Origin of the sequence: Cupriavidus sp. D39, from assembly GCF_026627925.1 — a bacterium.
In the GTDB taxonomy this organism is placed as follows: Bacteria; Pseudomonadota; Gammaproteobacteria; order Burkholderiales; family Burkholderiaceae; genus Cupriavidus; species Cupriavidus ulmosensis.
The window spans coordinates 4783110-4806810 of sequence record NZ_JAPNLE010000009.1 but is presented as its reverse complement, the minus strand read 5'-3'; the positions used below and the strand labels follow the sequence as shown (position 1 = coordinate 4806810).

Annotated in this window: 19 protein-coding genes, 1 tRNA gene and 4 pseudogenes; 10 read left to right on the top strand and 14 right to left on the bottom strand. The window is 65.2% G+C overall.

Translation table 11 applies throughout. The features are described 5' to 3' along the window. Nucleotides 1-131: 131 nt before the first annotated feature. Nucleotides 132-1247 (bottom strand): zinc-binding dehydrogenase, encoded by a 1116-nt coding sequence (locus OMK73_RS34480; protein WP_267606618.1) that lies wholly within the window; start codon nucleotides 1245-1247, stop codon nucleotides 132-134. A gap of 166 nt (nucleotides 1248-1413) precedes the next feature. Here OMK73_RS34480 and OMK73_RS34475 point away from each other — a divergent pair, with 166 nt between their 5' ends. After that, the gene (locus OMK73_RS34475) at nucleotides 1414-2334 is read left to right on the top strand and encodes a LysR family transcriptional regulator (protein ID WP_267605942.1); all 921 of its coding nucleotides are present in this window, start codon (nucleotides 1414-1416) and stop codon (nucleotides 2332-2334) included. An 8-nt stretch (nucleotides 2335-2342) separates the two neighbouring features. On the opposite strand, the gene OMK73_RS34470 is transcribed toward OMK73_RS34475, so the two are convergent. The 3 genes from OMK73_RS34470 to OMK73_RS38535 form a co-directional block, all read right to left on the bottom strand. Beyond that, nucleotides 2343-2852 (bottom strand): DNA-binding response regulator, encoded by a 510-nt coding sequence (locus OMK73_RS34470; protein ID WP_267605941.1) that lies wholly within the window; start codon nucleotides 2850-2852, stop codon nucleotides 2343-2345. 729 nt (nucleotides 2853-3581) lie between these two features. Continuing rightward, nucleotides 3582-4718, bottom strand: a complete 1137-nt coding sequence (locus OMK73_RS34465) for a FapA family protein (RefSeq protein WP_324291797.1) — start codon at nucleotides 4716-4718, stop codon at nucleotides 3582-3584. Beyond that, nucleotides 4658-5239, bottom strand: a complete 582-nt coding sequence (locus OMK73_RS38535) for a flagellar assembly protein A (protein WP_324291796.1) — start codon at nucleotides 5237-5239, stop codon at nucleotides 4658-4660. The genes OMK73_RS34465 and OMK73_RS38535 overlap by 61 nt, the downstream gene beginning before the upstream one ends. A 332-nt stretch (nucleotides 5240-5571) precedes the next feature. Here OMK73_RS38535 and OMK73_RS34460 point away from each other — a divergent pair. Next, a pseudogene (locus OMK73_RS34460) lies at nucleotides 5572-6519 on the top strand (bestrophin family protein); the annotation flags it as partial. Here OMK73_RS34460 and OMK73_RS34455 read toward each other — a convergent pair. Further along, nucleotides 6470-6573: transfer RNA gene (locus OMK73_RS34455), tRNA-OTHER, on the bottom strand. The pseudogene OMK73_RS34460 and the gene OMK73_RS34455 sit on opposite strands and share 50 nt — an antisense overlap. A 100-nt stretch (nucleotides 6574-6673) precedes the next feature. Between OMK73_RS34455 and OMK73_RS34450 the strand changes: the two genes are divergently transcribed. Further along, a complete protein-coding gene (locus OMK73_RS34450; RefSeq protein ID WP_267605940.1) occupies nucleotides 6674-7579 on the top strand; it encodes a class I SAM-dependent methyltransferase in 906 nt (301 codons plus the stop codon). Nucleotides 7580-7673: 94 nt separating this feature from the next. Here OMK73_RS34450 and OMK73_RS34445 read toward each other — a convergent pair whose 3' ends face one another. Continuing rightward, complete coding sequence (locus tag OMK73_RS34445) at nucleotides 7674-8240, bottom strand: DUF1415 domain-containing protein (RefSeq protein WP_267605939.1); 567 nt, start codon at nucleotides 8238-8240, stop codon at nucleotides 7674-7676. A gap of 61 nt (nucleotides 8241-8301) precedes the next feature. Continuing rightward, on the bottom strand, nucleotides 8302-8685 hold the full coding sequence (locus OMK73_RS34440; protein WP_267605938.1) for a hypothetical protein: 384 nt from the start codon (nucleotides 8683-8685) through the stop codon (nucleotides 8302-8304). Nucleotides 8686-8866: 181 nt separating this feature from the next. Between OMK73_RS34440 and OMK73_RS34435 the strand changes: the two genes are divergently transcribed. Next, nucleotides 8867-10135, top strand: coding sequence for a TIGR03862 family flavoprotein (locus OMK73_RS34435; RefSeq protein WP_267605937.1), 1269 nt, complete (start codon nucleotides 8867-8869; stop codon nucleotides 10133-10135). 7 nt (nucleotides 10136-10142) lie between these two features. On the opposite strand, the gene OMK73_RS34430 is transcribed toward OMK73_RS34435, so the two are convergent. Next, a complete protein-coding gene (locus tag OMK73_RS34430) occupies nucleotides 10143-11765 on the bottom strand; it encodes an NAD(P)/FAD-dependent oxidoreductase (RefSeq protein WP_267605936.1) in 1623 nt (540 codons plus the stop codon). A gap of 223 nt (nucleotides 11766-11988) precedes the next feature. Between OMK73_RS34430 and OMK73_RS34425 the strand changes: the two genes are divergently transcribed. Next, complete coding sequence (locus OMK73_RS34425; RefSeq protein ID WP_267605935.1) at nucleotides 11989-12294, top strand: single-stranded DNA-binding protein; 306 nt, start codon at nucleotides 11989-11991, stop codon at nucleotides 12292-12294. Here OMK73_RS34425 and OMK73_RS34420 read toward each other — a convergent pair. Together OMK73_RS34420 and OMK73_RS34415 are read right to left on the bottom strand one after the other, a co-directional pair. Continuing rightward, nucleotides 12289-12507, bottom strand: a pseudogene (locus tag OMK73_RS34420) (pyridoxal-phosphate dependent enzyme); the annotation flags it as partial. The gene OMK73_RS34425 and the pseudogene OMK73_RS34420 overlap by 6 nt on opposite strands. A 24-nt stretch (nucleotides 12508-12531) precedes the next feature. Continuing rightward, nucleotides 12532-12906 (bottom strand): hypothetical protein, encoded by a 375-nt coding sequence (locus OMK73_RS34415; RefSeq protein ID WP_267605934.1) that lies wholly within the window; start codon nucleotides 12904-12906, stop codon nucleotides 12532-12534. 173 nt (nucleotides 12907-13079) lie between these two features. Here OMK73_RS34415 and OMK73_RS34410 point away from each other — a divergent pair, with 173 nt between their 5' ends. The 3 genes and pseudogenes from OMK73_RS34410 to OMK73_RS34400 all read left to right on the top strand — a co-directional run bounded on the left by OMK73_RS34410 (nucleotide 13080) and on the right by OMK73_RS34400 (nucleotide 16781). Then, a complete protein-coding gene (locus OMK73_RS34410) occupies nucleotides 13080-14522 on the top strand; it encodes a PLP-dependent aminotransferase family protein (RefSeq protein ID WP_267605933.1) in 1443 nt (480 codons plus the stop codon). Nucleotides 14523-14695: 173 nt separating this feature from the next. Continuing rightward, a complete protein-coding gene (locus OMK73_RS34405; RefSeq protein WP_267605932.1) occupies nucleotides 14696-15097 on the top strand; it encodes a hypothetical protein in 402 nt (133 codons plus the stop codon). Between the two features lie 207 nt (nucleotides 15098-15304). Then, a pseudogene (locus OMK73_RS34400) lies at nucleotides 15305-16781 on the top strand (diguanylate cyclase domain-containing protein). Between the two features lie 66 nt (nucleotides 16782-16847). On the opposite strand, the gene lpxO reads toward OMK73_RS34400, so the two are convergent. The 3 genes and pseudogenes from lpxO to OMK73_RS34385 form a co-directional block, all read right to left on the bottom strand. After that, complete coding sequence (gene lpxO, locus OMK73_RS34395; RefSeq protein WP_267605931.1) at nucleotides 16848-17750, bottom strand: lipid A hydroxylase LpxO; 903 nt, start codon at nucleotides 17748-17750, stop codon at nucleotides 16848-16850. A 147-nt stretch (nucleotides 17751-17897) separates the two neighbouring features. Beyond that, nucleotides 17898-19605: pseudogene (ltrA, locus tag OMK73_RS34390) on the bottom strand (group II intron reverse transcriptase/maturase). A gap of 1286 nt (nucleotides 19606-20891) precedes the next feature. After that, nucleotides 20892-21203: a hypothetical protein gene (locus tag OMK73_RS34385; protein WP_267605930.1), complete on the bottom strand. Its 312-nt coding sequence runs from the start codon at nucleotides 21201-21203 to the stop codon at nucleotides 20892-20894. 253 nt (nucleotides 21204-21456) lie between these two features. Here OMK73_RS34385 and OMK73_RS34380 point away from each other — a divergent pair, with 253 nt between their 5' ends. After that, nucleotides 21457-21759: a hypothetical protein gene (locus OMK73_RS34380; protein ID WP_267605929.1), complete on the top strand. Its 303-nt coding sequence runs from the start codon at nucleotides 21457-21459 to the stop codon at nucleotides 21757-21759. 132 nt (nucleotides 21760-21891) lie between these two features. On the opposite strand, the gene OMK73_RS34375 is transcribed toward OMK73_RS34380, so the two are convergent. Further along, nucleotides 21892-22575, bottom strand: coding sequence for a Fe2+-dependent dioxygenase (locus tag OMK73_RS34375; protein ID WP_267605928.1), 684 nt, complete (start codon nucleotides 22573-22575; stop codon nucleotides 21892-21894). Between the two features lie 239 nt (nucleotides 22576-22814). Between OMK73_RS34375 and OMK73_RS34370 the strand changes: the two genes are divergently transcribed. After that, nucleotides 22815-23102, top strand: coding sequence for a hypothetical protein (locus tag OMK73_RS34370; protein ID WP_267605927.1), 288 nt, complete (start codon nucleotides 22815-22817; stop codon nucleotides 23100-23102). Nucleotides 23103-23701 lie beyond the last annotated feature (599 nt).

Below are 23701 nucleotides of genomic sequence, written 5' to 3'. Positions count from 1 at the left end.
TCGCTGTTGATGGGGAGCGGTTGTGACGAAGAGTCAACATAGACCTGCCATTTGCGATACTGAATAGCTACATGTCTGAATTTACAGACAAGTGAACGTGGTTCATACTTGGGAGTGCTGCAAGATGCGCATCATGCCTTCGGCGGCATTGCCGCCGCCTCCCAAGTCACTTCCCGCCCCCCAAGCAGCGCGACCGTGCAGGCCAGTCCGTCCATGCGTCCCGCCGCATCGATCGCGCTTTCCAGTTCGCTGAAGGCAAAGGTCTCCACCTGCACGGCATCCAGCGCTAACTGACCCGAGGCTGCCAGTGCCACCAGGGCGAGGTAGTCGGCGCTCTCATACATGAAATGGCCGATCAACTCCCAGTTGTTGCGCAGCATCTCGCCATAGGGAATCGGCAGCGGCACCTGCATGCTGCCCATCAGCACCAGCCGCCCGCCACGCCGCAGGCTCTTGAGCGCCGCGAGCGTGGCGCTGGCATCGCTCGCCTGCCCGACCATATCGAAGGCCAGGTCGACCCGGCCGCCCGCGGCGGCGCGGATCGCCCTAACGTCCGCGTCGGCATCGCCATGCAGGATCACCGGCACCACCCGGCCGCTACCGAGCGCGGCCAGCCGTTCCAGCGGCGCCGCGCGCCGCCCCAGCGCGATGACCCTGGCCGCACCCATGGCGAGCGCCGCCATCACCGCCGCGCTGCCGAAGTACCCGCTAGCGCCATTGATGGCCACCGTCTCCCCCGCTTGCAGCCTGCCGCGGCGCAAGCCGCCGAAGGGCACGATGAACTTGGCCAGCGTCGCCAGCCGCGCGGCGCTCAGGTGCTCCAGCCCGTGCAGCGGGATCAGGGTCGAGGCCGGCATCTCGGCCAATTCACGCAGCGTACCGTGGGGGAAAGCAGCGAGCATGGCGGCGCTGCCAGCGCTGATGCCGGTCAGGCCGATCAGGATCTGCTCGGGCTCCGGCCCGGCTTCGCTGCTGCGCCAGAGCGGATTCACGGCGACCCGCTGGCCAACCTGCAGCGATTGCACGCCCTCGCCCACTGCGGCGATACGGCCGATGCCATTGGTGCCGGGGCTAAAGGGCCCCGGCGGGTACGCGTAGGGCAGCGCGCCTTGCAGGTACGCACGGGTGTAGCTCAAGAGCGGCACCGCCTCCATCCGCACCACCACCGCGCCCGCGCGCGGCTGCGGCGCGGGCACATCCCGGAGTGCCAGGGCTTGTCCGAGCTGGTCGAGCATCCAGGCCTTCATGTTGATCTGGTTCAGGGCTGGGTTCGGGTCCGGCTTCAAATTCATGTCCTTGTCCATGTCGTTGTCCTCCGATGCGATGGCACGCCGATGCGCGCGCACGATTGCACTCTAGGCACCGCCGACCTATCTTTGAAATCAATTACTGATATCCGACCTATCAACATGATTGATCTCAGAGGCATTCGACCTCAATCTGCTGGTCTCGCTGGATACGCTCCTGGCGGAATGCAATGTCACGCGGGCCGCGGCACGCCTGCACCTGACGCAGCCCGCGGTTTCCACCCAGCTGGCGCGCCTGCGGCATGTCTTTGGCGACCCGTTGCTCATCCCCACGGAAACGGGCCGCGGCATGACGCCGACGGCGCTGGCCATCGCGCTGTCCGAGCCGCTGCATGCGGCCCTGAAGAACCTGGAATCCGTGGTGCGCCACCGCGCGGCGTTCGACCCGCTGACGGATACGCGGCGCTTCGTGGTGGCGGCCAGCGACAATGCCATCGCCGTGCTCGGGCTACGGCTGATGGAGACCTTGTCGGGGATGGCGGGCCAGGGTGTGCAGATGGCGTTCGTGGCGGCGGATCCCGCCACCATCGGCGCCAGGCTGGAGCTTGGCGAGGTGGACCTGCTGATCGGCTCCGAGCGGATGGTGGCGCCGTCGATGAAGGCGAGGAAGCTGCTCGACGAGCGCTTCGTGATGGTCCAGCGCAAGCACCATCCGCGCGGCATGCGCCCGCTGGACCTGGATGCGTATTGCGCACTGGATCACGTGCTGGTGTCGACCAGCGGCGGCAGCTTCCACGGCTACATGGATGAGCAACTGGAGGCGCTGGGGCGGCGGCGCAAGGTGGTGCTATCGCTGCAGACCTTTACCCTGGTGCCCGAACTGCTCAGCCACAGCCACTACGTGGCCACGTTGCCCTGCCGGCTGGCGCAACGCTACGGCGACCGGCTGGACGCCTTTGCGCTGCCCTTCGAGGCGAACGGGTTTTCCCTGTTCGCGGCATGGCACCCGCGCAACCACGCCGATCCGGCGATCCTCTGGCTGCGCGAGAGGATCGCCGGCGTGGCAGATGCGGCCGGGGTGGATTGAAGCGCGGCTCAGGCGGCCAGCACCTCGGCCTCGAGCATGCTGCTGATAGCGGCTTCCAGGGTCACCAGGGCGGCGGTCTTGGGCAGGCAGCAGCAGATGCCGTAGCCCATCTCCGGCGGCGGCATGTGCAGCCACATATTGTCCGACAGCAGCAGCACCCGCTGGGCGGGCAGCATGCCGCGCAGCTTGCGCAGCAGGCGCCAGCCGCTGGTCACGTCCTGCGGCATGCCAAACACCAGCAAGCCGGCCTCCCGGATCGTCGTTCCGTGCATCGAGAGATCGTCGGGATCCGCGCCATCCACCTGTTCCACGCCTGGCATGCTCTCCAGCATGCGGGTCAGGCCGAGGCGCAGCAGCGCGCATTCGTCGATCACCACCGCCTTGAGCCGTGCCGGGCCGCGGCCCGCGTGCGGCAGCCGGGCTAGCGGCCTTGGCGACATGGCCGCAGGCAAGCCCGACGAGAGCCCGCGCGGGATAATGCTGTCGACGCCTGCCCGGCTGGTGAGTGCCACGTCCATGATTCCTCCTTTGTTTTCCTGGAACGGCGCCGGCGAGAGCGCCTGGCAGGCTACTTCGCAAGGCACGTGCCAGCCGCCAGGCCGGTCTGCCGTACCGCGCGGGACAGGCCGCCCGGCCTTGCCTGGCAAGGGATTGTTGCTGGCGCGGGGCAACCGGCACCACGGCCTGGGCGGCGGCGCGGGGTGTTACGCGTCACGTAACATGTTCCGCATCTTGTTCTGGATGCACGTCAGCTTGCTGACGAAGGTTGATCTACATTGTCGCGCTCCCGTCTCCTGCACGCGGGAGAGCAAGCGTGTCGAGTGGGGCGGGGGAGAGGGCGGGCGTTGGATGTGGCGTTGGCCTTCGAACGCCTACTTGTTCACCATCCGCGCTGCTTAACTACAAAATCAACTGCTTAACGTCAAGAGCAACTGCAGTTTCACCTCCCCTACGGGGAGGCGACCTACTTTCTTGTCTCGCCAAGAAAGTAGGCAAAGAAGGCGACCCGGATGCGGCGAAAGACTCCTCGCCGCATAACGGGAGATTCAAACCTTAACGGCTCGCTTCGCATCGCGTTGGGGTGTTCCCCGCCTGGGGGCGAGTCACACGGCTAAACCGAGTCGTTGGGTTATCCCTTTCGCTGGTTTGCACCTTTGCCAGCAGCCTGAAGTTCGCCCTGCCGGGCGCACATGCAAAACGCCGCGCTAGAAGCGCGGCGACCGGTGTGCGATGGAGGGAAACGCGGCTCAGACCAGCGCGATGCGGTCCTCCACCAGCCGGATATGGCCGCCCGGCTTGTCCTCCATGATCTTCATCGACTTTGGCCCGATATGCAGGCTGCACCCGCCGTGGATGCGCCGGCTCACCTCGATCACCGCCTCGGGAGACGGCCGTAGCTGCTCGGCAAGCTTGGCCAGCCTGGCGTCGAGCGCAATCGAGTCGCGGGTGAGCTTGAACAGCGTGGCGCGCGCCTTCTCGCGCAGGTCGCCGACGGCTTTCTCGGGATTCTTGGCGAAGAAGCTGACCAGCTGCTGCACCTTGGCCTGCTCGGTCTCGAGCTGGCGGCGCTGGGCCTCTACCTCGGCCTTCTCGGTCTCGGCATAGGGATTGGTGCCCACCTGCACGGTGGTGGCGGTGCCTGCGGAGGCGCCAAGCGTGGCGGTGCGCACGGCCAGTTGCGCACGACAGCGCCCGCCGGTGATGTTGCCCTGGCCACCCTTGGGGCTGCCGGCAACGATGCTGCGCCCGGCGGCGACGTCGCTCTGGCGGATACCGCTTTCCACCTTGACCTCGGTGCCGGCCTCGACCACCGCGCTTTCGATGAAGCGCGCATGCACAGAACCCTTGCAGGTCACCCGCGCCAGCGCGACGGCGCTGTCGGCGCCCTGCTGCGCGGCCTGATGCGTGCCCTCGGCCTTGCCGATGATGCCGCCCTTTACCACCACATTGCCGCCCGCCTCCACATGGGCGGCCTCGATGGTGCCGCTGACGATGACATCGCCGGTCACGCGCACGGTCATGCCGGTCTTGATATCGCCGTTGACGCGCAGCGTGCCGTCGAAGGTGATGTTGCCGGAGTGCATGTCCACCGCTGCCACATCGACCACCGGGCTCACCGATGCGCCCTGCGCCAGCAAGGCCGGCGAGCCTGAGATCGTGGCCACCAGCACCTCGGGATCGGCGGGATCGGGCGCCACGCCGGTCAGGCCGTCCGCGAACGGCGGATCGGCGGCCGGCACGGCGGGCACAACCTTGCCGAAGACATCGACGCCGTCGCTGCCCTGGCGGGCCGGGATGCGCCGCATCAGCGGCGTGCCGGGATTCACCAGCAACAGCGTGCCCAGGTCGCGCAGGTCGATGCGGCCGCTTTCGTCCTCGGCCACCAGCGGCTTGGGGGAGCCAGCAGGCTCTCGAAGCGCGCGGGCGTGCCGGGCAACGGCGCGCGTCCGGTGACAATCTCCAGCCCGTCGCAATAGCCCGCCTCGACCGCGCCGCGCAGGGCCGCACTGTCCGGCTCGGCTTTGACGCCGCGCTCGGCCAGCGCGGCACGGATTTCGTCCCGCGTCACCTCGCGCCCGCCCTGCGGCGGCAGCAGGTTGAGCCGCACGCTCAGGTTGTCGCTGCTGACGCTGAGATCGAAATAGCCGTCCGTCAGCTCGCCGATCAGCGCCTCCACGGATGCCCCCGCGGTGGCGCGCTGGCATTGCGCGAGAAAGGTGCCGATCGCGGCGGTGTCCAGTTTCGCGTCTGCCCAGCCGCCGCCGGCCAGCGCCTCTTGCAGCGCGGCGCGGTCCGGTGCCATCCGGCCCGGCGTGACGGCATATGCCGCGCGCAGCTGCCTGGCGCTGTCATCCAGACTGACCTGCAAACCGCCGGCCGCTGTGTCTTGTCCCCGGTCTTCCATTCGGTTGTTCCCTTGATGGATCGTGTCCGGACGTCTCCGCCCCGTCCTCGGGTCGTCCGCAATCCCGGCCTCGGCGGTGCTGCGCCGCCGCGGCGCAATGGCGCGGCCGCCCAGTGCCCGTGGCCTGCCAGGCAGGCCCTTGAAGCCGGGGATGTCATTGATGCGACGCTGGATCTCAGTCCCTTCTGACGCACACAACACCATCGGCCAGTTCGCGGAAAACTTGAGCCACCGCGCCCGCCCCCAACTCGCCCTCAGGGCAAACCCCGGGCGAAAAATGTACACTTCTGCCCATTGACGGAACGCCGCGCCGCAACACCAGGGGATCACAGATGATTGTGCGAGACCGCCCATCGGGACCGAGGCTGTTCCTGGTCCTGCGAGGCTCGATCCTGTCACGCATCTGGCGCGTGCTGCTGGTGAATTTCCTGGTAGCGGTTGCCGTCACCATCAGCCACGGCGCGTTCTTCCAGCACAAGGTCACGCTCACGGCCATCCCCTTCACGCTGATCGGCCTGCCGCTGGCCATCTTCCTGGGCTTTCGCAATACCGCCGCCTACGACCGCTTCTGGGAAGGCCGCAAGCTGTGGGGCGAGCTGGTGGTGCGCAGCCAGAACCTGGCACGCCAATGCCTCAGCCTGATCGCAGACAACGTGCCCGACAGCGCCGGCCATAAGCCGGCGGGCCTCAACGACGCGCGCGTGCGCATGATTTCCCGCACGATTGCCTATGCTTACGCGCTGCGCAACCGTTTGCGCGGCACCAGCGCCGCCACCGGCCTGGACCCCGCCTGGCTGCGCCCGGCGGAGCTTGCCGAGCTGCAGCGCAGCACCAATGCGCCCGCCTTGCTGATGATGCGCATGGGCGAGGACCTGGGCCAGTGCGTGCGGCAGCACCGCGTGGAGCCCTGCCTCGCCGCCGGCATCGACGGCACCTTGTCGGCCATGGTGGCCACGGCGGTGGCGTGCGACCGCATCCACAGCACGCCCATCCCTTTCTCGTACACGCTGCTGCTGCACCGTACCGCCTACCTGTATTGCTTCTTGCTGCCGTTCGGGCTGGTGGATACCATCGGCTTCGTCACGCCCGTCGTGGTGGCCATCGTGGCGTACACCTTCTTCGGCCTGGATGCGCTGGGCGATGAACTGGAAGAGCCGTTCGGCACCCGCGCCAACGACCTGCCGCTCGATGCGCTCTGCCGCACGATCGAGATCGGCATGAAGGAAGCGATGGGCGAAACCGAGCTACCGCCGCCGCTCGAACCGGTGGATTACTGCTTGCTTTAGGCGGCCTGGCAAGACTGCGCCAGCGTGCGCCGGTTGCGCCACTCGCCCGAGCAAGCGCGACTTTCGGTAAACTGCCGCTGTACCGGCGCAGCGTCGTCCGGCTTTGGCGCACGCCTCACCGCTTTTCCCCAGGTTCCAGACATCCCAGATGGCCCAGAAGTCCCCGGCGTCCAAGACGCCCGCCGCACCGGCGTCCAGCCCCCACGAAATCCGTCCCGGCCAGTCCATCGAGCTGCTCAAGGCGCTGCATATCCTCACGCGCGACGGCAAGATGAACCAGGACAGCCGCCGCAAGCTCAAGCAGGTCTACCACCTGTTCCAGTTCATCGAGCCGCTGCTGCAGGATCTCAAGCAGGATCACCCCGACGTGACGCTGGTCGACCACGGCGCCGGCAAGTCCTACCTCGGCTTCATCCTGTACGACCTGTTCTTCAAGGAGCGGCTCGACCAGTCGCACATCTACGGCATCGAGACGCGCGAGGAACTGGTGCGCAGCTCGCAGGAGCTAGCCAGCCGGCTGGATTTCAAGGGCATGTCGTTCCTGAACCTGTCGGTGGCGGACTCCATCACGTCGGATCAACTGCCGCCCACCATCGACATCGTCACCGCACTGCACGCCTGCAACACGGCCACGGACGATGCGATCCGCTTCGCGCTGGAAAAACGCGCCAAGTACATCGTGGTGGTGCCATGCTGCCAGGCCGAGGTGGCCGGCGTGCTGCGCAAGCACAAGGGCCAGCTGCTGGCCGGCAATCCGCTGACCGAGATCTGGCGCCATCCGCTGCATACCCGCGAGTTCGGCAGCCAGGTGACCAACGTGCTGCGCTGCCTGCAACTGGAGGCCCACGGCTACCAGGTCAGCGTGACCGAACTGGTGGGCTGGGAGCACTCGATGAAGAACGAACTGATCATCGCGCAGTACAAGGACCTGCCGCGCCGCCGCCCGGCCGAGCGGCTGGGTGAAGTGCTGCGCACGCTGGGACTGGAAGAGATGGAAACGCGCTTCTATACGCAGGACCATGCTGGCGAGCCGGCAGCCGCGGCTGCCGGCTGAGGCGTTCCCGAGCCCGCCTCCACGCGCCGCCGATGCGGCGCGTTTTTTATTGCCCGGCCTATTACCCAGCCTATTACCCGGCCTATTGCCAGATTTATTGCCCGCCGGCCTCGGTCATCAGCCTGCGCCAGCCGTCATGGCCGAGGCGGCGCATGGTTTCCTGGTTGCGCTCGTAGATGTCCGACGCATCGGGAAAGGCCGCCACGGCCCGTGCGATGCTGTCTTCGCGCAGCAGGTGCAGGATGGGGTAAGGCGCGCGGTTGGTGTAGTTCTCGATGTCGTCCGACTCGCTGCCGCCGAACTCGTAGTGCGGATGGAAGCTCGCAATCTGCAGGACGCCCGCCAGGCGCAGGCTCTTGAGCAAACGCTCGGCGAAGTAGAGGAAATCGTTGTAGTCGAGAAACTCCGCCAGCGCATGCGGCACGATCAGCAGGGTCGTGTCGATCTCGGCGGGGTCGGCCTCGGCCAGCATGCGCAGCTCGGTCTCGAGATCGGTCAGCACGCCCTCGGTATCGGTGGCATCGCTCACCGCATAGCGGATCTGCTGCTTCACGTGCACAGCCTTTGCGAAAGGGCACAGGTTGAGGCCGATCACCGCGCGCTCGAGCCATTGCTGGGTAGCGTCTATGACGGACTGGGTGGATGGCGAAGCGGTGGGCATGGCGATGAGTGGCGGCGCTAAACCGCTATTTTAGCCTCCCGCCCAGGCACGCCAAAGCCGCTCAGCGCCGCGGCCCGTAGATCTGCTTGGCCAGCGCGTCGGCCTGGCGCATGGCCGCATCGCGCTCGGCCGTGCCCAGCTTGCCGCAGACGTACTCCAGGTTGGCGGTATCCAGGTCGGTGACATGGCGTTCGCCGGACAGCACGATCACCTTGCGCCACATGCAGGCCTTGACGCGGTCGCGCTCCAGCCCGAGGCAGCCGGACTGCAGGCAGTACGACAGGTTGCGCTGCGACAGGAAATCGCCCTTCATCGCCTTTTCCTGCAGCCCTTGCGCGGTCTCCTGCGCGTGCGCTGGCTGCATGGCGGCCAGCAGGCTCAGTAGCACCGGCGCGAGGGCGCGCGCGGCGGATCGAGGCAATGAGAAAGTGGACGACAGGGACATGGACAGATGCAGCAAACCGGTGGCGCGCGCGAAATGGGTGAAATGGGCGAAAGGGCGATCTTAGCAGTAGCCCGCGCCGCAGCCCCGGCGAAGGGCCGCCCTATATAATCCGATCCGCCGCAGGCAGCATCCCCACGCGGCCTGCATTCCCCGATCGACTGCGTTTCCCCGGATTCAAGCCATGCCCTCTTCCACCGCTTCCGCCTCCACCGCCAGCGTCGCCGTCATCGGCGGCGGGCCGGCCGGCCTGATGGCGGCCGAAGTGCTGGCGGCGCGTGGATTGCGCGTGGACGTGTACGACGCCATGCCCTCGGTCGGCCGGAAATTCCTGATGGCCGGCCGCGGCGGCATGAACCTCACGCATTCCGAAGCGGCGCAGCCCTTCCTCGGGCGCTATGGCAAGCGCAGCGCGCAGATCGCGCCGCTGCTGGCTGGCTTCGATCCGCAAGCGCTGCGCGACTGGGTGCACGGCCTTGGCATCGAGACCTTTGTCGGCAGTTCGGGCCGCGTCTTCCCCACCGACATGAAGGCCGCGCCGATGCTGCGTGCGTGGCTGCATCGCCTGCGCGATGCCGGCGTGCAGTTCCATATGCGGCATCGCTGGCGCGGCTGGGAGGATGCATCGGGCAAGCTGCGCTTTGCCACGCCGGATGGCGAGCGGCTGGTTCATGCCGATGCCACGGTGCTGGCGCTTGGTGGCGGCAGCTGGGCGCGCCTGGGTTCCGATGGCGCATGGGTACCGCTGCTGGCGGCACGCGGGGTGGACATCGCCGCTTTGCGCCCCGCCAACTGCGGCTTCGACGTAGCCTGGAGCGAGCACTTCCACACGCGCTTTGCCGGCCATCCGTTGAAAGCCGTGGCCCTCGGGCTGCGCGACCGCGATGGCGTGGAGCACTATCGCCAGGGCGAGTTCGTCATCACCGCCGGCGGCATCGAGGGCAGCCTGGTCTATGCATTGAGCGCGCCAATGCGCGACCTGCTGGAGGCCACCGGCGAGGCTACGATCCATCTCGACCTGGCGCCGGGCCTGTCTGCCGAACGCGTGGCCGAAGCAGTGCAGCGCCCGCGCGGCGCGCGCTCGCTGTCGAGCCACCTGCAGAGCAAGCTGGGCATCACCGGCGTCAAGGCCGGGCTGCTGCGTGAGTGCTTGTCAAAGGAGGAATTTGCCGATCCCGCGCGGCTGGCGGCGGCGATCAAGGCGCTGCCCTTGCGCCTGCTGCGCGCGCGCCCGATCGATGAAGTGATCAGCAGCGCGGGCGGCGTCGCGTTCGAGGCGATGGACGCGCAGCTGATGCTGCGCGCCGTGCCGGGCGTGTTCTCCGCCGGCGAAATGCTGGACTGGGAGGCGCCCACCGGCGGCTACCTGCTGACCGCCTGCTTTGCCAGCGGGCGCGCGGCCGGGCTGGGGGCTGCGGCCTGGCTGGAAGCTTCCAGGCCTGCCGCAGGCTAAAACCCGTTCAGCCCGCCTTGCCGTTGACGATGCTCAATGCCACGGCCTCGGCCACTTCGATGCCATCGATGGCCGCGGAGTAGATGCCGCCCGCATAGCCGGCGCCTTCGCCGGCCGGGTACAGGCCTTCCACGTTCATGCTCTGGTAGTTGTCCTTGCGGCGGATGCGCAGCGGCGATGACGTACGCGTTTCCACGCCGGTCAGCACCGCGTCATGCATGGCAAAGCCAGCGATCTTCTTGTCGAGTTCGGGCAGCGCCTCGCGGATGGCTTCGATGATGTAGTCGGGCAGCGCGGTGGACAGGTCCGTCGGCGTGACGCCCGGCTTGTACGAAGGCTCGACCGAGCCCATCGCGGTGGAAGGCCGGCGCGCGATGAAGTCGCCCACCAGCTGGGCCGGCGCATTGTAGTTGCGCCCGCCAAGCTCGAATGCGCGCTCTTCCCAGTGGCGCTGGAAGGCGATGCCGGCCAGCGGGCCGCCGGGGAAATCCTCCGGCGTGATGCCCACCACGATGCCGGCATTGGCGTTGCGCTCGGCACGGATGTACTGGCTCATGCCGTTGGTGACCACGCGGCCCGGCTCCGAGGCCGCGGCCACCACCGTGCCGCCCGGGCACATGCAGAAGCTATACACAGCGCGGCCGTTGCTGGCGTGGTGCACCACCTTGTAGTCCGCGGCACCCAGCAGCTTGTTGCCGGCGAACTTGCCAAAGCGGCTGCTGTTGATCATGCCCTGCGGGTGCTCGATGCGGAAACCCAGCGAGAACGGCTTGGCCTCCATGAACACGCCGCGCTCATGCAGCATCTCGAAGGTGTCGCGCGCGCTGTGGCCGACCGCCAGGACGACGTGGTCGGCCTGCAGGTACTCGCCGTTGGACAGCGTCAGGCCGCGCATCTTGCCGCCCTCGATGTCGACGTCCTCGACGCGGGTCTCGAAGCGGATCTCGCCGCCGAGCGAGAAAATCTCGGCGCGCATCTTCTCCACCATGCTCACCAGGCGGAACGTGCCGATGTGCGGGCGCGCGAGGTAGAGGATGTCTTCCGGCGCGCCGGCCTTGACGAACTCGTCAAGCACCTTGCGGCCGTAATGCTTCGGGTCCTTGATCTGGCTGTAGAGCTTGCCGTCGGAGAAGGTGCCGGCCCCGCCCTCGCCGAACTGTACGTTGGACTCGGGGTTGAGCACGCTCTTGCGCCACAGGCCGAAGGTGTCCTTGGTGCGCTCGCGCACTTCCTTGCCGCGCTCCAGGATGATCGGCTTGAAGCCCATCTGCGCCAGGATCAGCCCGGCCAGCAGCCCGCACGGGCCCATGCCGATCACCACCGGGCGCAGCGTGGTGCCCGGCGCGGGCGCCTGCGCGACGAAGCGATAGGCCATGTCCGGCGTCACGCTCCAGTTCGGCTTGCCGGCCATGCGCTTGATCGCCGCGGCTTCGTCCTTCACCGCGATATCGATGATGTAGGTGAGCTTGATATCGGAACGCTTGCGGGCATCGTGCGCGCGGCGGTACACGGTGAACCCGGTCAGGCCATCGGCCTTGACGCCAAGCTCGGCGAGGCGGGCGAGGACCACGGCCTTGAGATCGCTCTCGGCATGGTCGAGCGGGAGTTTGACTTCACTTAGACGTAGCATGGGAACCTGGAATTCTGCGGCCGGTGGGTCGGCCCTGGAAGGGGCGCTGACTGCACTCTGGTTGAGCGTCGGGCTGGCCGGACCGCAATTTTATCGTTTTTAGGGCCAGGGTCCGCATTCTCTGCCACGAGACCGCTAAATTGTGAGATCTTCCGCACCCCGGCAAGGCATTACCGTGCCCAACGCCAGCGTGCCTAACAGAACAGACCAGGAAGGAAGCAAGATGATCGACGCACTAGTCAGCGGCCGGCTCCACGGCCACGCCAGCGAGCGTACCGGCCAGGGCGGCAGCCAGTACGTGACCGCCAAGCTCAAGGCCGCGATCAACGATGGCGACACCGTCATCGTCAATGTGATCGCGTTTGCCGACAAGGTGCGCGCAGGCCTGCTGGCGCTGGAGGATGGCGAGTCCGTGGCGCTGTCGGGCAGCCTCACGCCCAAGGTCTGGACTGACAAGAACGGCGATACCCGGCCCGCCCTGGACCTGGTGGCCCATGCCATGCTGAGCGCGCACGACCGCCAGGACTGACCGCCCCAAGGCGGCTGTCCCGGCCAGGCAGCCGGTCGGCTCGACCATCATCTTCATGCGCCCGGCGAAGAAGGCCATGGCCTGGACCAGTTCCGCGTCGCTGACCGTGACCACATCGCCCACCAGGCGGCGCAGCACCGGGAAGGTGAGGTCGCCAAGGTGCTGGGTCTGCGGGCCGTCGGCCAGCGTGGCGGGCACGTCGATATGGACGATCCCATCGTGTTGCTCTCCATGGATTCATGCCTGCGCCAGCCGCAGCCAGCGGTTCCACCAGGGCCTTGCCGCAGGGGCCTGCAGCCGCAGCAAGGCGGCCTGACGGGCTAGCACTTCCACCCAGCCCGGCGACAGCGCCACGACGCTGCCGGCCGGCAGGCGGCGCGGCTGGCGCCAAACGGTGCCGGCCAGCCATCGCGGCGCCTCGGTGAGTTCGATTTCGCCCTCCAGCACGCAAAGGGTCGTGCCGGCCTTGGCATGGAAGCGCAGCACGCGGCTGCTTTCCAGGTCGAGCGCCTGGGCTTGCGGCTCAGCGCCAGCCAGCATGGCGCGCGTGGGCTGTACAGGCTGGACAGGCTGGACGGTGGGGATGGTCGGGTCTGAACGATAGCTTTGCATGATGCCGGCTCCCTGGCTTTGACAGGGTTCCAGACTACCGATGCGGGCCGGGCCAAAACAGGCACACGCCAATGGCTTGTGAACCGTAACAGAGGCATGACAGACCATCTGTTACGATACAGAAGCCCCTATCTGTATCTGTTGCGCCGGCCGCCGCCGCGTCACCATGCCGCATGGAATCCGTCCCGCTCTACCGCCAGCTTGCCCAGCACTACTTGCACGCCATTGAAACGGGCGTGTTGAAGCCGGGGGACCGCGTGCCCTCCGTGCGCACGCTCATGGAGCTGCACGGCGTGAGCCTGTCCACCGCGCTGCAGGCCTGCCGGCAGATGGAAAGCGATGGCCTGCTCGAGGCCAGGCCGCGCTCGGGCTACTTCGTGCGGCACCACCGGCACAGGCCGCTGGCGCCGATCGAGGAGCCGGTCGCCGCGCTGCCGGACCCCGCGCAATACGTGGGCATCCATGAGCGCATTTCCGCCATCACCGCGCGCGGACGCCAGCAACCGGTCGCGGTGAACTTTGCCGGCGCCTGCGGCGCGCCCGCGCTGTACCCGGCGGAAGGCCTGCGCAATGCGGCGGCGCGCGCGCTGCGCCTTCACCCGCAACTGTTCGGCAGCGCGGCCGACGCCGGCGGCCATCCGGCCTTTCGCGCCGTGCTGGCGCGCAACGCGCTGCTCGCGCGCATCACGGTAGCGCCGGAAGATATCCTGGTGACCCACGGCTGCACCGAGGCGCTCAACCTCGCGCTGCGCGCGGTGGCGCAGCCCGGTGACGTGATTGCCGTGGAATCGCCCACCTATTACGGCCTGCTGCAAATCCTCGAAAGCCTGGGCATGCGCGCGCTGGAGATTCCCAGCAGCCCGCAGACCGGCATCTCGCTCGAAGCGCTGGAGCTGGCGGCGCAGACCTACGACAACATCCGCGCCGTGGTGGTGGTGCCGAACCTGCAGAATCCGCTGGGCAGCATCATGCCGGACGCCAACAAGGCGCAACTGGTGGCCTGGTGCGAGGCGCGCGCCATCGCGCTGATCGAGGACGACTGCTTCTCCGCGCTGGCGGACAGCGACGCGCCGCTGGCCGCCCTCAAGGCCTGGGACCGCAGCGGCGGCGTGATCCATTGCGCCTCGCTGCACAAGATCCTGGCGCCCGGCATGCGGCTGGGCTGGATCGCCGCGGGCAAGTGGCAGGCGCGCGTGGAAATGCTCAAGTACAGCCAGTCGCGGCCCAATGAGTTGCTGGCGCAGATGGCGGCGGCCGAGTTCATGGGTTCCGGCGCATTCGAGCGGCACCTGCGGCGCCTGCGCGAGCAATTGCGCAGCCAGCGCGCGCAGGTGGCGCAGGCGATTGCCGCCGAGTTTCCAGCGGGCACGCGCGCCTCCAACCCGAACGGCGGCCTGCACCTGTGGGTCGAGCTGCCGGGCTCGGTCCCGTCCGAGGCCGTGTTCGACCAGGCCATGGCGGCCGGCATCCGGGTCGTGCCCGGGGTGATGTTCTCCAACTCCAACCGCTTCGACCATTTCCTGCGGCTCAATTGCGGCACGCCGTTCACGCCGGAGATCGAGCGGGCGTTGCGCAAGCTCGCTGCGGTGGTGGCGCGCCTGGCGGACAAGCCATAGCGGCCGATGCTGGATGGCTGGCGACGGGCCTGGCGCGCCACATCCGTCGCCTCGCGCCACCATTCGCTCCTAGCATCGCGCCGTTCATCGCAGCGCGCTAGGCGGCGGCGGACCGGGCCGGCATCCTTGCGAACATTGCCGAAACCGGCAGGCCGCGCTCCAAGGAGAACAAGATGCCGCACCCCTCCCTCCCGCTCGCCATCGAGACCGTGGGCTCCGCCCTGCGCCTATGCACCGCCCGCCGCGCCGACGCGGCGCATCGCGTGGCGCGCACCGATGCCAGAGCTGGCCAGGACACCAAAGACAACGCCGCGCGCACAGAGCATGACCAGGGACAAAGCAGGCCCACCCGGCTTGCCGATACCATCGGCCGGGTTCCTGTCCAGACCTTGACTGAGATGACTCATGCCAACTCCGCCGCCAGCGGCAAGCTCGATGAACTGCGCACCCTGGCCTCGCACCTGACCGCCGGCTCGCTGTTGCAGGCGGCCACGCTGCAATTGATCGCCGAACAGGAGAACGCGCGGCACCGTTACGCCCCCGCACGCATCGCCGAGCTCTCCCGCCGGGGCTGACGCGCCGGCGGGCGCCATGTGTGGGGTTTTTACGCCACACGCTATCCATTTCCTCCCCTGCTGCCCTATGCTATCGCTCGAAGCGAGCATGGCGGCGGCCCCGGCAAATCCGAGGCGGCACAAAGCCAGCCGCGCCACACGCGTGCCAGCCCTGGCCCGCGCCGAACAGGATTGGGATGGGGATAGGGATTGGGAAAAGACGCATTGATGGCAACGACCGACACGCAGCGGATCGATAACGAATACAAGGCCTTGTTCCAGCTGGCGCCAGTCTCGTTGTGGCTGGAAGACTTCAGCGCGGTGCGCGAACACTTCCAGGCCCTGCGCGCGCAGGGCGTGACCGACCTGCGCAGCCACCTGCGCGCCAATCCGGAACAAGTCGCGCGTTGCTCGGCACGGATCCGCGTGCTGGACGTGAACCAGCGCACGCTGGACCTCTTTCGCGCCGCCGACCTCGCCGACCTCGTCAATAACCTCGACACCGTCTTTCGCGACGATATGTTCGACCAGCACGTCGAGGAACTCGGCCAGCTGTGGGACGGCGGATTGCGCTTTTCCAGCCAGACCGTCAACTACACGCTGGAAGGCAAGCGGCTGGACATCCGCCTGGATGCCACCGTCATGCCCGGCTTTGAGGCAACGTGGGAACGCGTGCTGCTGTCGATCGAGGACATCACCGCGCGCGTGGCCACCGAGCGCGGGCTGCGCCGCAGCGAGCAATACGCGCTGGGCCTGTTCGAGCATTCGCCGGTGTCGCTGTGGGTCGAGGATTTCAGCGCGGTCAAGGTACTGCTGGATGAAGTCCGCGGTGCGGGCATCACGGACTTCCGCACCTTCCTCAACGTGCATCCGGATTTCATTTCGCGCTGCATGCAGGAAATCCGCGTGCTCGACGTCAACCAGCAAACCCTGCTGATGTTCAGCGCGTCAACCAAGGCAGAGCTGCTCTCGCGCCTGGGCGATGTGTTCCGCGACAATATGCGCATCCAGTTCGCCGAGCAGCTGATCGATCTCTGGAACGAGAAGCTCTGGCAGCAGCGCGAAGTCATCAACTATGCGCTGGATGGCCGGGCCGTGGACGTGTTCATGCAGTGGTCGGTGTTCCCCGGCTGCGAGGCGGAATGGGACCAGGTGCTGGTGTCGCTGACCGACATCACCGCACGCAAGAAGGCCGAGGCCTATGTCGAGTTCCTGGGCAAACACGATGTACTGACCAAGCTCTACAACCGCGCCTACTACGAAGACGAGCTCGCGCGGCTGGGACGCAAGGGCCCGTGGCCGGTCAGCGTGATCGCGGTCGACCTGAATGGCCTGAAGCAGGTCAACGATCAAGCTCGGCCACGGCGACGGCGATGCGCTCCTGCGCCGTACCGGAGAGGCGCTGAAGAAGGCCGTGGGCGATCAGGTCTGCGTGGCGCGGGTCGGGGGCGACGAATTCATGGTGCTGCTGCCGGCGCGCGACGAGCGCGGCGTGGCCACGGTGGTCGAGCAGATCCACCAGGTGGTGGAGCTCAACAACCAGTTCTATCCGGGCACCGCGCTCAGCCTGTCGATCGGCACGGCAAGCTGCAGCGCAGGCGAGCGCCTGAGCGATGCCGTCAAGCTGGCCGACACCCGCATGTACCAGGCCAAGCGCGCCCACTACGAGGCGCTCGACGACGAGCTGGAGCGGCGGCGCCGATAGCCAATCGCCGATGTGCAAATGAAAGGGCCGGCATCAGCCGGCCCTTTCATTTTGCACGTTACAGCGTTACAGGTACACGATCAGCGCCACGCCAGCGGCGATCAAGCCAAACTTGACCACGTAGTAAGCCGGCCGGCTCCACGCCTTGAAACGCCGGCGATACTGGCCGCCGAGCCAGACAATGCGGAACAGGCGGTTGATCATGCCGGTCTGGTCAGACTCTTCGTTGGGCGAGCTCGCCGCGGTCATGACCTTGCGGCCCAGCCAGCGGTTGATCTTGCCGGCCCAGCCGAAGCGCATCGGACGCTCGATGTCGCAGAACAGGATCAGGCGGTTGCTGTCGCTCTTGTTCTCCGCCCAGTGCAGGTAGGTCTCGTCGAACACCACGCCCTCGCCATCGCGCCAGCTATGGCGCTCGCCGTCGACCTCGATAAAGCAGCGGTCGTCGTTAGGCGTGGCCAGGCCCAGGTGATAACGCAGCGAACCCGCGAACGGATCGCGGTGCGGGTTCAGCTTGCCACCGGGCGGCAGCTCGGCGAACATCGCCGCCTTCACGCTCGGCAAGCCACGGAGCAACTCCACCGTGCGCGGGCACAGGACCTCGGCCGAGGGATGGCGGGCTTCGTACCATTTCAGGTAGAAACGCTTCCAGCCGTACTTGAAGAACGAGTTGAAACCGGCATCGTCGTTCTTGTCGGCGGCCTTGATCTTGCGCATGGCAGCCAGGGCCAGGCCTTCATCGCGAATCTCCGGCCAGGCGGCGCGGATTTTCTCGAGTTCGGGAAAACGCTCGACGGGGATGTAGGGCGTGCGCGGCACGCCGGAGAATACATACATGAAGCAGTTGACCGGGGCCACCAGGGCCGAATGGTCGAGCAACTGGCGCCAGATGCGCAGCCTCACCTTGCCGCGGAAATGCACGTACAGGATCGCTCCCAGGTACGCCGCGACGATTATCCACTTGATCACCCGAAATCCTCCATATCAGCAGTACCGCGCGCAGTTGCATACGCGGGCAACGCGACGGTGTCGGGGGTAGGGTAGGGATAGGCCATTGCTGGCGCTATCCCCCCTAAGAACCGTACGTGCGAGTTTCCCCGCATACGGCTCAAGCCGTTACAAAGTGTAGTTAAACACCGGTTTCACAACTGTTTGACCGTGGTGGTGAACTTGATTATGGCAGTTCGGGTGCAACAGCACGCGATTTCCTAGAGCATCGGAGCCGCCAAGGATGCGCGGTTCCAAGTGGTGGTCTTCCCACCCTGTCTCTTTGGTGATCTTGCACTGGCACACCGCACACAGCCCTTGCTGAGATATGTACAACTTGATCCACTGCTTTCGGTGCGACATGCTCGACTGCATGCGCTCTTGTCGCAATTTCTCACCATACCGTTCCTGCCTGGGATCGAAGGGGTTGTAGTTCCCTTTGATTTTTGTGTGCCGTTGAATGACCGTACTCGAAAGCGAGTACAACTCCATCCAGTAGCTACTGCCGTCCTTCCTTGTTACTGTGGTTCCAAACACCCAGTTCCGCTCACCGACCGATGCGAAGTACTTCTTTCGCACCCAGCCGGCGTTCTTTTTCGGATGCCGCCGTCTCGCCCACCGCCATATCGCCCGAAATACATCGTGCTCCACTCGTGTGAACGTCTCTTTCGCAACCACTGGGCTGTGATACTGCGCCCACCCCTTAGCATCGGGTTCAGCAGTCGAAGCAGGTGCTCGTGCTTCACCGCCTTATTGGCACTGATGACCTCCTTCACCTTGCGATAGAACGTCTGCACGTTCTTCTTGCTGGGCTTGATGAGCAGTTTCCCCGAGTACTTCCGGAAATTCCACCCTAGGAAATCAAAGCCTTTAGTGATACTGACTATCCGCGTTTTCTCCGTCGATAGCGTCAGTCCCCGTACTGCCAGGAACTGTTCTATCAACGGCTTCACCTCGTTCTCTAACATCTCCGGTGTACTACCGGTGATCACAAAGTCGTCTGCGTACCGTACAACGTTCACCTTTAGCTTATTAGTCTTGGCAACACCCAGCTTAGCTTGTAAAGACTTAACCAGTTGCTGTTCCAACCCGTTCAATGCCACATTTGCCAGAGTCGGGGAAATGATACCCCCTGTGGTGTTCCGGCTTCGGTCGCCTGAAGCTGACCCTGAAATACCACGCCAGCTTTCAGCCATTTCCGCAGGATCACTTTGTCCATCGGGACATTGCGCTCTAGCCAGTCGTGGCTGATATGGTCGAAGCACCCTTTGATATCTGCCTCTAACACCCATTGGGCCGAAGCCTTTTTGGATAGTGAGACAAATAGCTGAGACATGGCGTCCGCTGTTGCACGATTGATCCGGAACCCATAAGAGTTCGGATCGCTTGTTCCTTCGGACACCGGTTCCAGTGCCAGCAAATACAGCGCTTGCATGGCTCGGTCCAACATGGTCGGAATACCCAAAGGGCGTTCCTTTCCGTCGGACTTGGGGATGAAGACCCTCCGTAATGGCATGGGCCGATACCCCCGGCGCTTCAACCGCCCGATGGCTTCCCACCGGGGTTCGGGCGAATCCCACAGCACGTTATCTACACCTGCTGTTTTCCTGCCACGGTTTTCAGTCACTCGTCGCACCGCCGATGCCTTGGCGGACCACGAGCGGGTCAAGGATCTTTGCAGGGCTTTTACCCTGCGCCAGTCCCCTTCCTGTGTTGCCTTCGCAATTCGAATCTGCATTACCCGAACGTTCCGTTCGACGTGGCGCCAATTGATGTCGCCCCACCTTTGCGGTACGCCGGAGAGCGCAGATTCATCCTTGCGGATCAATGCTTCCATGCTGCTCTCCTATCTTGAGAAACTTCCCAAAACATAGAGACAACTTGCCCCTTGAGGGACATATTGCCCCTCAAGGGAAGAAAATTACACAAGCGAGTTCTGTCAGCCGTCCTGCGACGATTGACCAGTTGGAAGTCTGCCCGCTTTCGCGTGAGGTGATGTTTCAACCCCTATCCGGACCATTACAGCCCGGCATTCGCTTTTTCCAACCTCCCATACCCGCACAGCCAGCAGCGTCCCTTGCGGTTCGCCTGCCAGAGCCATACTGCACGCCGGCAGCCATACGGGCTTACCACGTTCCCTGCGCGTTACACGACTGGGTTAGAGCCTGCCTCTTCGCCGGTGGTTTAAAGACGATGTGCCCCGAGTTTCGAACGGGACAACCAACCACACACCTTTTTGGTTAATGCCTAACAGCAGCTTTGGCACCTTACTACTCACGACGTTTATCAGCAGTTCACTTACATTACTCATACCAGTCAGCCTAGCTCCTCAACCCCGATGCTGCTCGGAGTCTCTACGGCAAGTCCTCACGGACCTGTCGTACCCTGGCGGGGGCTACATTGTCGGGAAAGCTTCACACCCCACCGTTACCAGTGACGCATGTCTCCCTAGGCTACTGCTAATCGCATAGCAGGTTCTCTATCCGAGCACCCTCGCGGATGTGTCTGACCGAACCATAACGCGCAGAGCTTCACGCTCCGGGTTACTCTAAATTTCACCTGCCGGTCCAGACGGACCGGATCTACAAATACCTTTTCGCCTTGTGGGCGAATGGCATCCGCCCACGCGGCGTCTCGACGACCCTTCCGGACCGTTTGACAAAATTAACGCCAGACCTAACCCATACTGCGGGTTGGATGGAACTCCCCCGATGGCAAGAAAGCGTGCCCCCGGAGATGGACTGACCAGTTAGGCCAGCCTTGTAGAGCAGCACCCGAGGAACGAGTCCTTGGGTATCAGCAGGCGTTAGCGGCCACAGCTATGGTAGGCTGCGCATCGCTAACTGTTGGAGGGGCTGACGGCCAGCAGAAACTGTCCATTTCCCTCTTACCTCAATGCCTCTTCTCGTAATGCGACCAGAACTGAGACATCGTTTTGGACCGAGGATCCAGCTGATTTAAGAGGGGCTGTCCCTCTACACGGAGCGTGCCGTGTCGCACCGAAAACCCGTAGTGTATCGAAATGGGAGGCGCCCTGCTGGATGATAACGATGCGCCACACACCGATCCATCACTTCGGATCGGCGGCGCAAGCGGCCTAAGCCGCCGGAAGGCGGACTCGGCTCAGGGCGTGCCGCGGGATTGCCGGGCGATGCGGTCGATCAGCGCGTTGGCGTCATCCGGCAAACCCTGCAGCGTCAACAGGCGCGCGTTAAGCACCATATTCTCCAGCACCAGCTTGGCGGTGGAGGCCCACATGGTAGCCAGCAACGCGTCCACCGGCATGCCGGCCGTCTCCATGGCGCTGGAGCGCTGCGCCACCAGACGGCACACCAACGCGCGCAGCGTGGCGTCGTCGAAGGGCAGATCAGCATAGTCGATCGGGTCTTCCTTCTCGACTTCCACCATCAGTTGCAGCAGCATGTCTTCGGTCATCGGCAAGCTCCCAGGAAGGCTTCAAGGGTCGGATGTTCCTGTTGATGACGCTAATCCTCGGCCCTTGCGTTGTCAATGCGCGGGCCGATCGGCACTAGCGCAATGACGCAATGACAACAGACAAGAGGGCCGGCGCCCGCGGTTGGGACATCCGATGACTCAGGGTAAGCGATAGACAGGTCCCATCGATCGGCACTGAACAAAGCGTGTAAGCTCCGGTCTGATCATTACTACCAACCAAACACTAGAGTTCATGACCGAGCGTTTGTTATCTGCCATGCGTCAATATGCATGGTTCGGTGGTGTCAAGCACCACGTGGTCCAAGGTGTCGAAGCACTGGCCACCTTGCTCAAATCTCCCGCAGTCGCAGCCCGCGCAGTGGCTGCCATCGTCGCAGAAACCGAACAGGGCGTGCAGGTGTGGGTGTCCTACTTCGGCAAGCCGATGGACCCGCATACCCAATACGTGTTCTGGCCGATGCAGCGTGCGCTCAAGCCCGCGCGACGACGCGTAGCCATGGTCCCGCTACCGCCGCAGCATCGGGATCGCCGTTAGCCTCGTTGCACAGTGAATCGCGAATGGCTGGCCGATGCCGGCGATTCGCGAGTATCAAGCCTCGGCATCCTGCCTCAACATCCCCTTCCCCGCTTCGCCCCTCCCCGTCTTCCTCATTCCCCACGTCGCCGCTCACGCGTCGGCCCAGCGTCGCAGCAGGTTGTGATACACGCCGGTCAGCCCCACCACGGCCGCGTCCTTGTGCCCCAGGGCCTGGCCCACCCGCTGGATCTGCGTATCGAGCTCGAACAGTACCGAGCGCTGGCCCTCGTCGCGCACCATGCTTTGAATCCAGAAAAATGACGACACGCGCGCGCCGCGCGTAACCGGGCTGACGTGGTGCAGGCTGGTGGCCGGGTACAGCACCATGTGCCCCGCTGGCAGCTTCACGCGTTGCTGCCCGTAGGTATCCTCCACCACCAGCTCGCCGCCATCGTAGTCTTCCGGCTCCGTCAGGAACAGCGTTGCCGAGAGGTCGCTGCGCACGCGGAAGTTGGTGCCGCGCAGGTGGCGGATCGCGTTGTCGATATGGTTATCGAACGCATGCCCGCCCTCATAGCGGTTGAACAAGGGCGGATAGACCTTGAGCGGCAGTGCGGCCGAGATAAAGAGCGGATTGGCGCCCAGCGCGTCCTGGATCAGGTCGCCCACCTGGCGCGCCACGGGCGAGCCTTCGGGCAGTTGCAGGTTGCGCTTGGCCAGGGCCGACTGGTGCCCGGAAGTGGCGTTGCCGTCGGTCCATTCCGCCGCGTCCATCCAGGCGCGGCATTGGGCTACCTGCGCCTTTGTCAGCACATCGGGGATCTGCAGCATCATGATTTCGATTACCTCGGCAAGACAGTTGGCCAGGAGCACCTTGCCGTGCCCCAGGCGAGCGCCGATTGTAAGAGAAAGCCTGCGTTCTTACAAATAAGAATCATTATCAACATCCACGCGCCTTGACCTGACGCAAGCCCTGCGCGAGGGGCCGCCGTGTAGGCCGCGTGCCGACATGCGTCGGACATGCGGCCTACTACAATGGATTGCACCCAGCCCATTTTGCCAAGGAGACGGAAATGCCCGAACCGGTACACGACGAAGCGTTGGTCAACCTCTACCTCGAGCAGATTTCCGCCCTGTCGATCAGCGCCTTCGACGGCGCGGATGTGAACGAGGAACTCGGACAGGTAGTGCGCGAGGCCGTCGATCAGTGCGGCGCGAGCAAGACTGCCCCGGAGGGCAATAACCTGAGCGTACTGATCGAGCGCTTGACGGCGCTGTCCGAGGCAGCCGCGCGCGAAGGCCAGCCGCAGGTGCGCGACACGTTTTTGCGCGCGGCCGAACTGGCCCGGGCGCCGGCCTGAATCTCTGGCGGGCGCCGTGCGTGTGCGAGCCCGCGTGACAGTGAGCCTCCCGGCGGATCACAATCTCAAATTGCTATCGCCCGGCACCCGCCGGGCGCGATCCGTTGGTGAACCAGAAACGCCATGCACCGCGCCTTGCTCCGCTTGTTGTTAGCAGTGACCGTGCTGTGCGTGGGCGCATGCGCCGGCTTTCCTTACTACGACCCCTACGACCCCTACGACAGCTACACCCCCTACAACCCCTACGATCCCTATGGGTTCTACGACGGCAGCGTCGTCTATCCTCCTGGCACTTACGGCTACGGCTACGCCTATGCGCTGCCCTACTACGGTGGGTTCTACAGTCCCGCCTTCTACTACGGTTACGGCAGCTATCACGGTTATCGTGGCTATCGCGCCTATGGCTACTATCGCGGCCCCGGCTACCACGCGGGCGAGCCGCGATATTACGGCGGCTATCCCCACCATGCCGGCATGGCGCACGGCTACTACCATGGGGGCGGCTGGGGAGGCACGGGGGAGCGCGAGGCGGACGCAGCGGAGGTGGAGGCGGCCGCGGGCGACACTGAACAGCACGAGCCAGGGCGCACGCAATGCGA

Bases quoted from the DNA above. Each gene is read 5' to 3' on its own strand.
- OMK73_RS34480 (WP_267606618.1), bottom strand. From the start codon at position 1,247: ATGAAGGCCTGGATGCTCGACCAGCTCGGACAAGCCCTGGCACTCCGG.
- OMK73_RS34470 (WP_267605941.1), bottom strand. From the start codon at position 2,852: ATGGACGTGGCACTCACCAGCCGGGCAGGCGTCGACAGCATTATCCCG.
- OMK73_RS38535 (WP_324291796.1), bottom strand. From the start codon at position 5,239: ATGGAAGACCGGGGACAAGACACAGCGGCCGGCGGTTTGCAGGTCAGT.
- OMK73_RS34450 (WP_267605940.1), top strand. From the start codon at position 6,674: ATGGCCCAGAAGTCCCCGGCGTCCAAGACGCCCGCCGCACCGGCGTCC.
- OMK73_RS34445 (WP_267605939.1), bottom strand. From the start codon at position 8,240: ATGCCCACCGCTTCGCCATCCACCCAGTCCGTCATAGACGCTACCCAG.
- OMK73_RS34440 (WP_267605938.1), bottom strand. From the start codon at position 8,685: ATGTCCCTGTCGTCCACTTTCTCATTGCCTCGATCCGCCGCGCGCGCC.
- OMK73_RS34435 (WP_267605937.1), top strand. From the start codon at position 8,867: ATGCCCTCTTCCACCGCTTCCGCCTCCACCGCCAGCGTCGCCGTCATC.
- OMK73_RS34430 (WP_267605936.1), bottom strand. From the start codon at position 11,765: ATGCTACGTCTAAGTGAAGTCAAACTCCCGCTCGACCATGCCGAGAGC.
- OMK73_RS34425 (WP_267605935.1), top strand. From the start codon at position 11,989: ATGATCGACGCACTAGTCAGCGGCCGGCTCCACGGCCACGCCAGCGAG.
- OMK73_RS34415 (WP_267605934.1), bottom strand. From the start codon at position 12,906: ATGCAAAGCTATCGTTCAGACCCGACCATCCCCACCGTCCAGCCTGTC.
- OMK73_RS34410 (WP_267605933.1), top strand. From the start codon at position 13,080: ATGGAATCCGTCCCGCTCTACCGCCAGCTTGCCCAGCACTACTTGCAC.
- OMK73_RS34405 (WP_267605932.1), top strand. From the start codon at position 14,696: ATGCCGCACCCCTCCCTCCCGCTCGCCATCGAGACCGTGGGCTCCGCC.
- OMK73_RS34385 (WP_267605930.1), bottom strand. From the start codon at position 21,203: ATGACCGAAGACATGCTGCTGCAACTGATGGTGGAAGTCGAGAAGGAA.
- OMK73_RS34380 (WP_267605929.1), top strand. From the start codon at position 21,457: ATGACCGAGCGTTTGTTATCTGCCATGCGTCAATATGCATGGTTCGGT.
- OMK73_RS34375 (WP_267605928.1), bottom strand. From the start codon at position 22,575: ATGATGCTGCAGATCCCCGATGTGCTGACAAAGGCGCAGGTAGCCCAA.
- OMK73_RS34370 (WP_267605927.1), top strand. From the start codon at position 22,815: ATGCCCGAACCGGTACACGACGAAGCGTTGGTCAACCTCTACCTCGAG.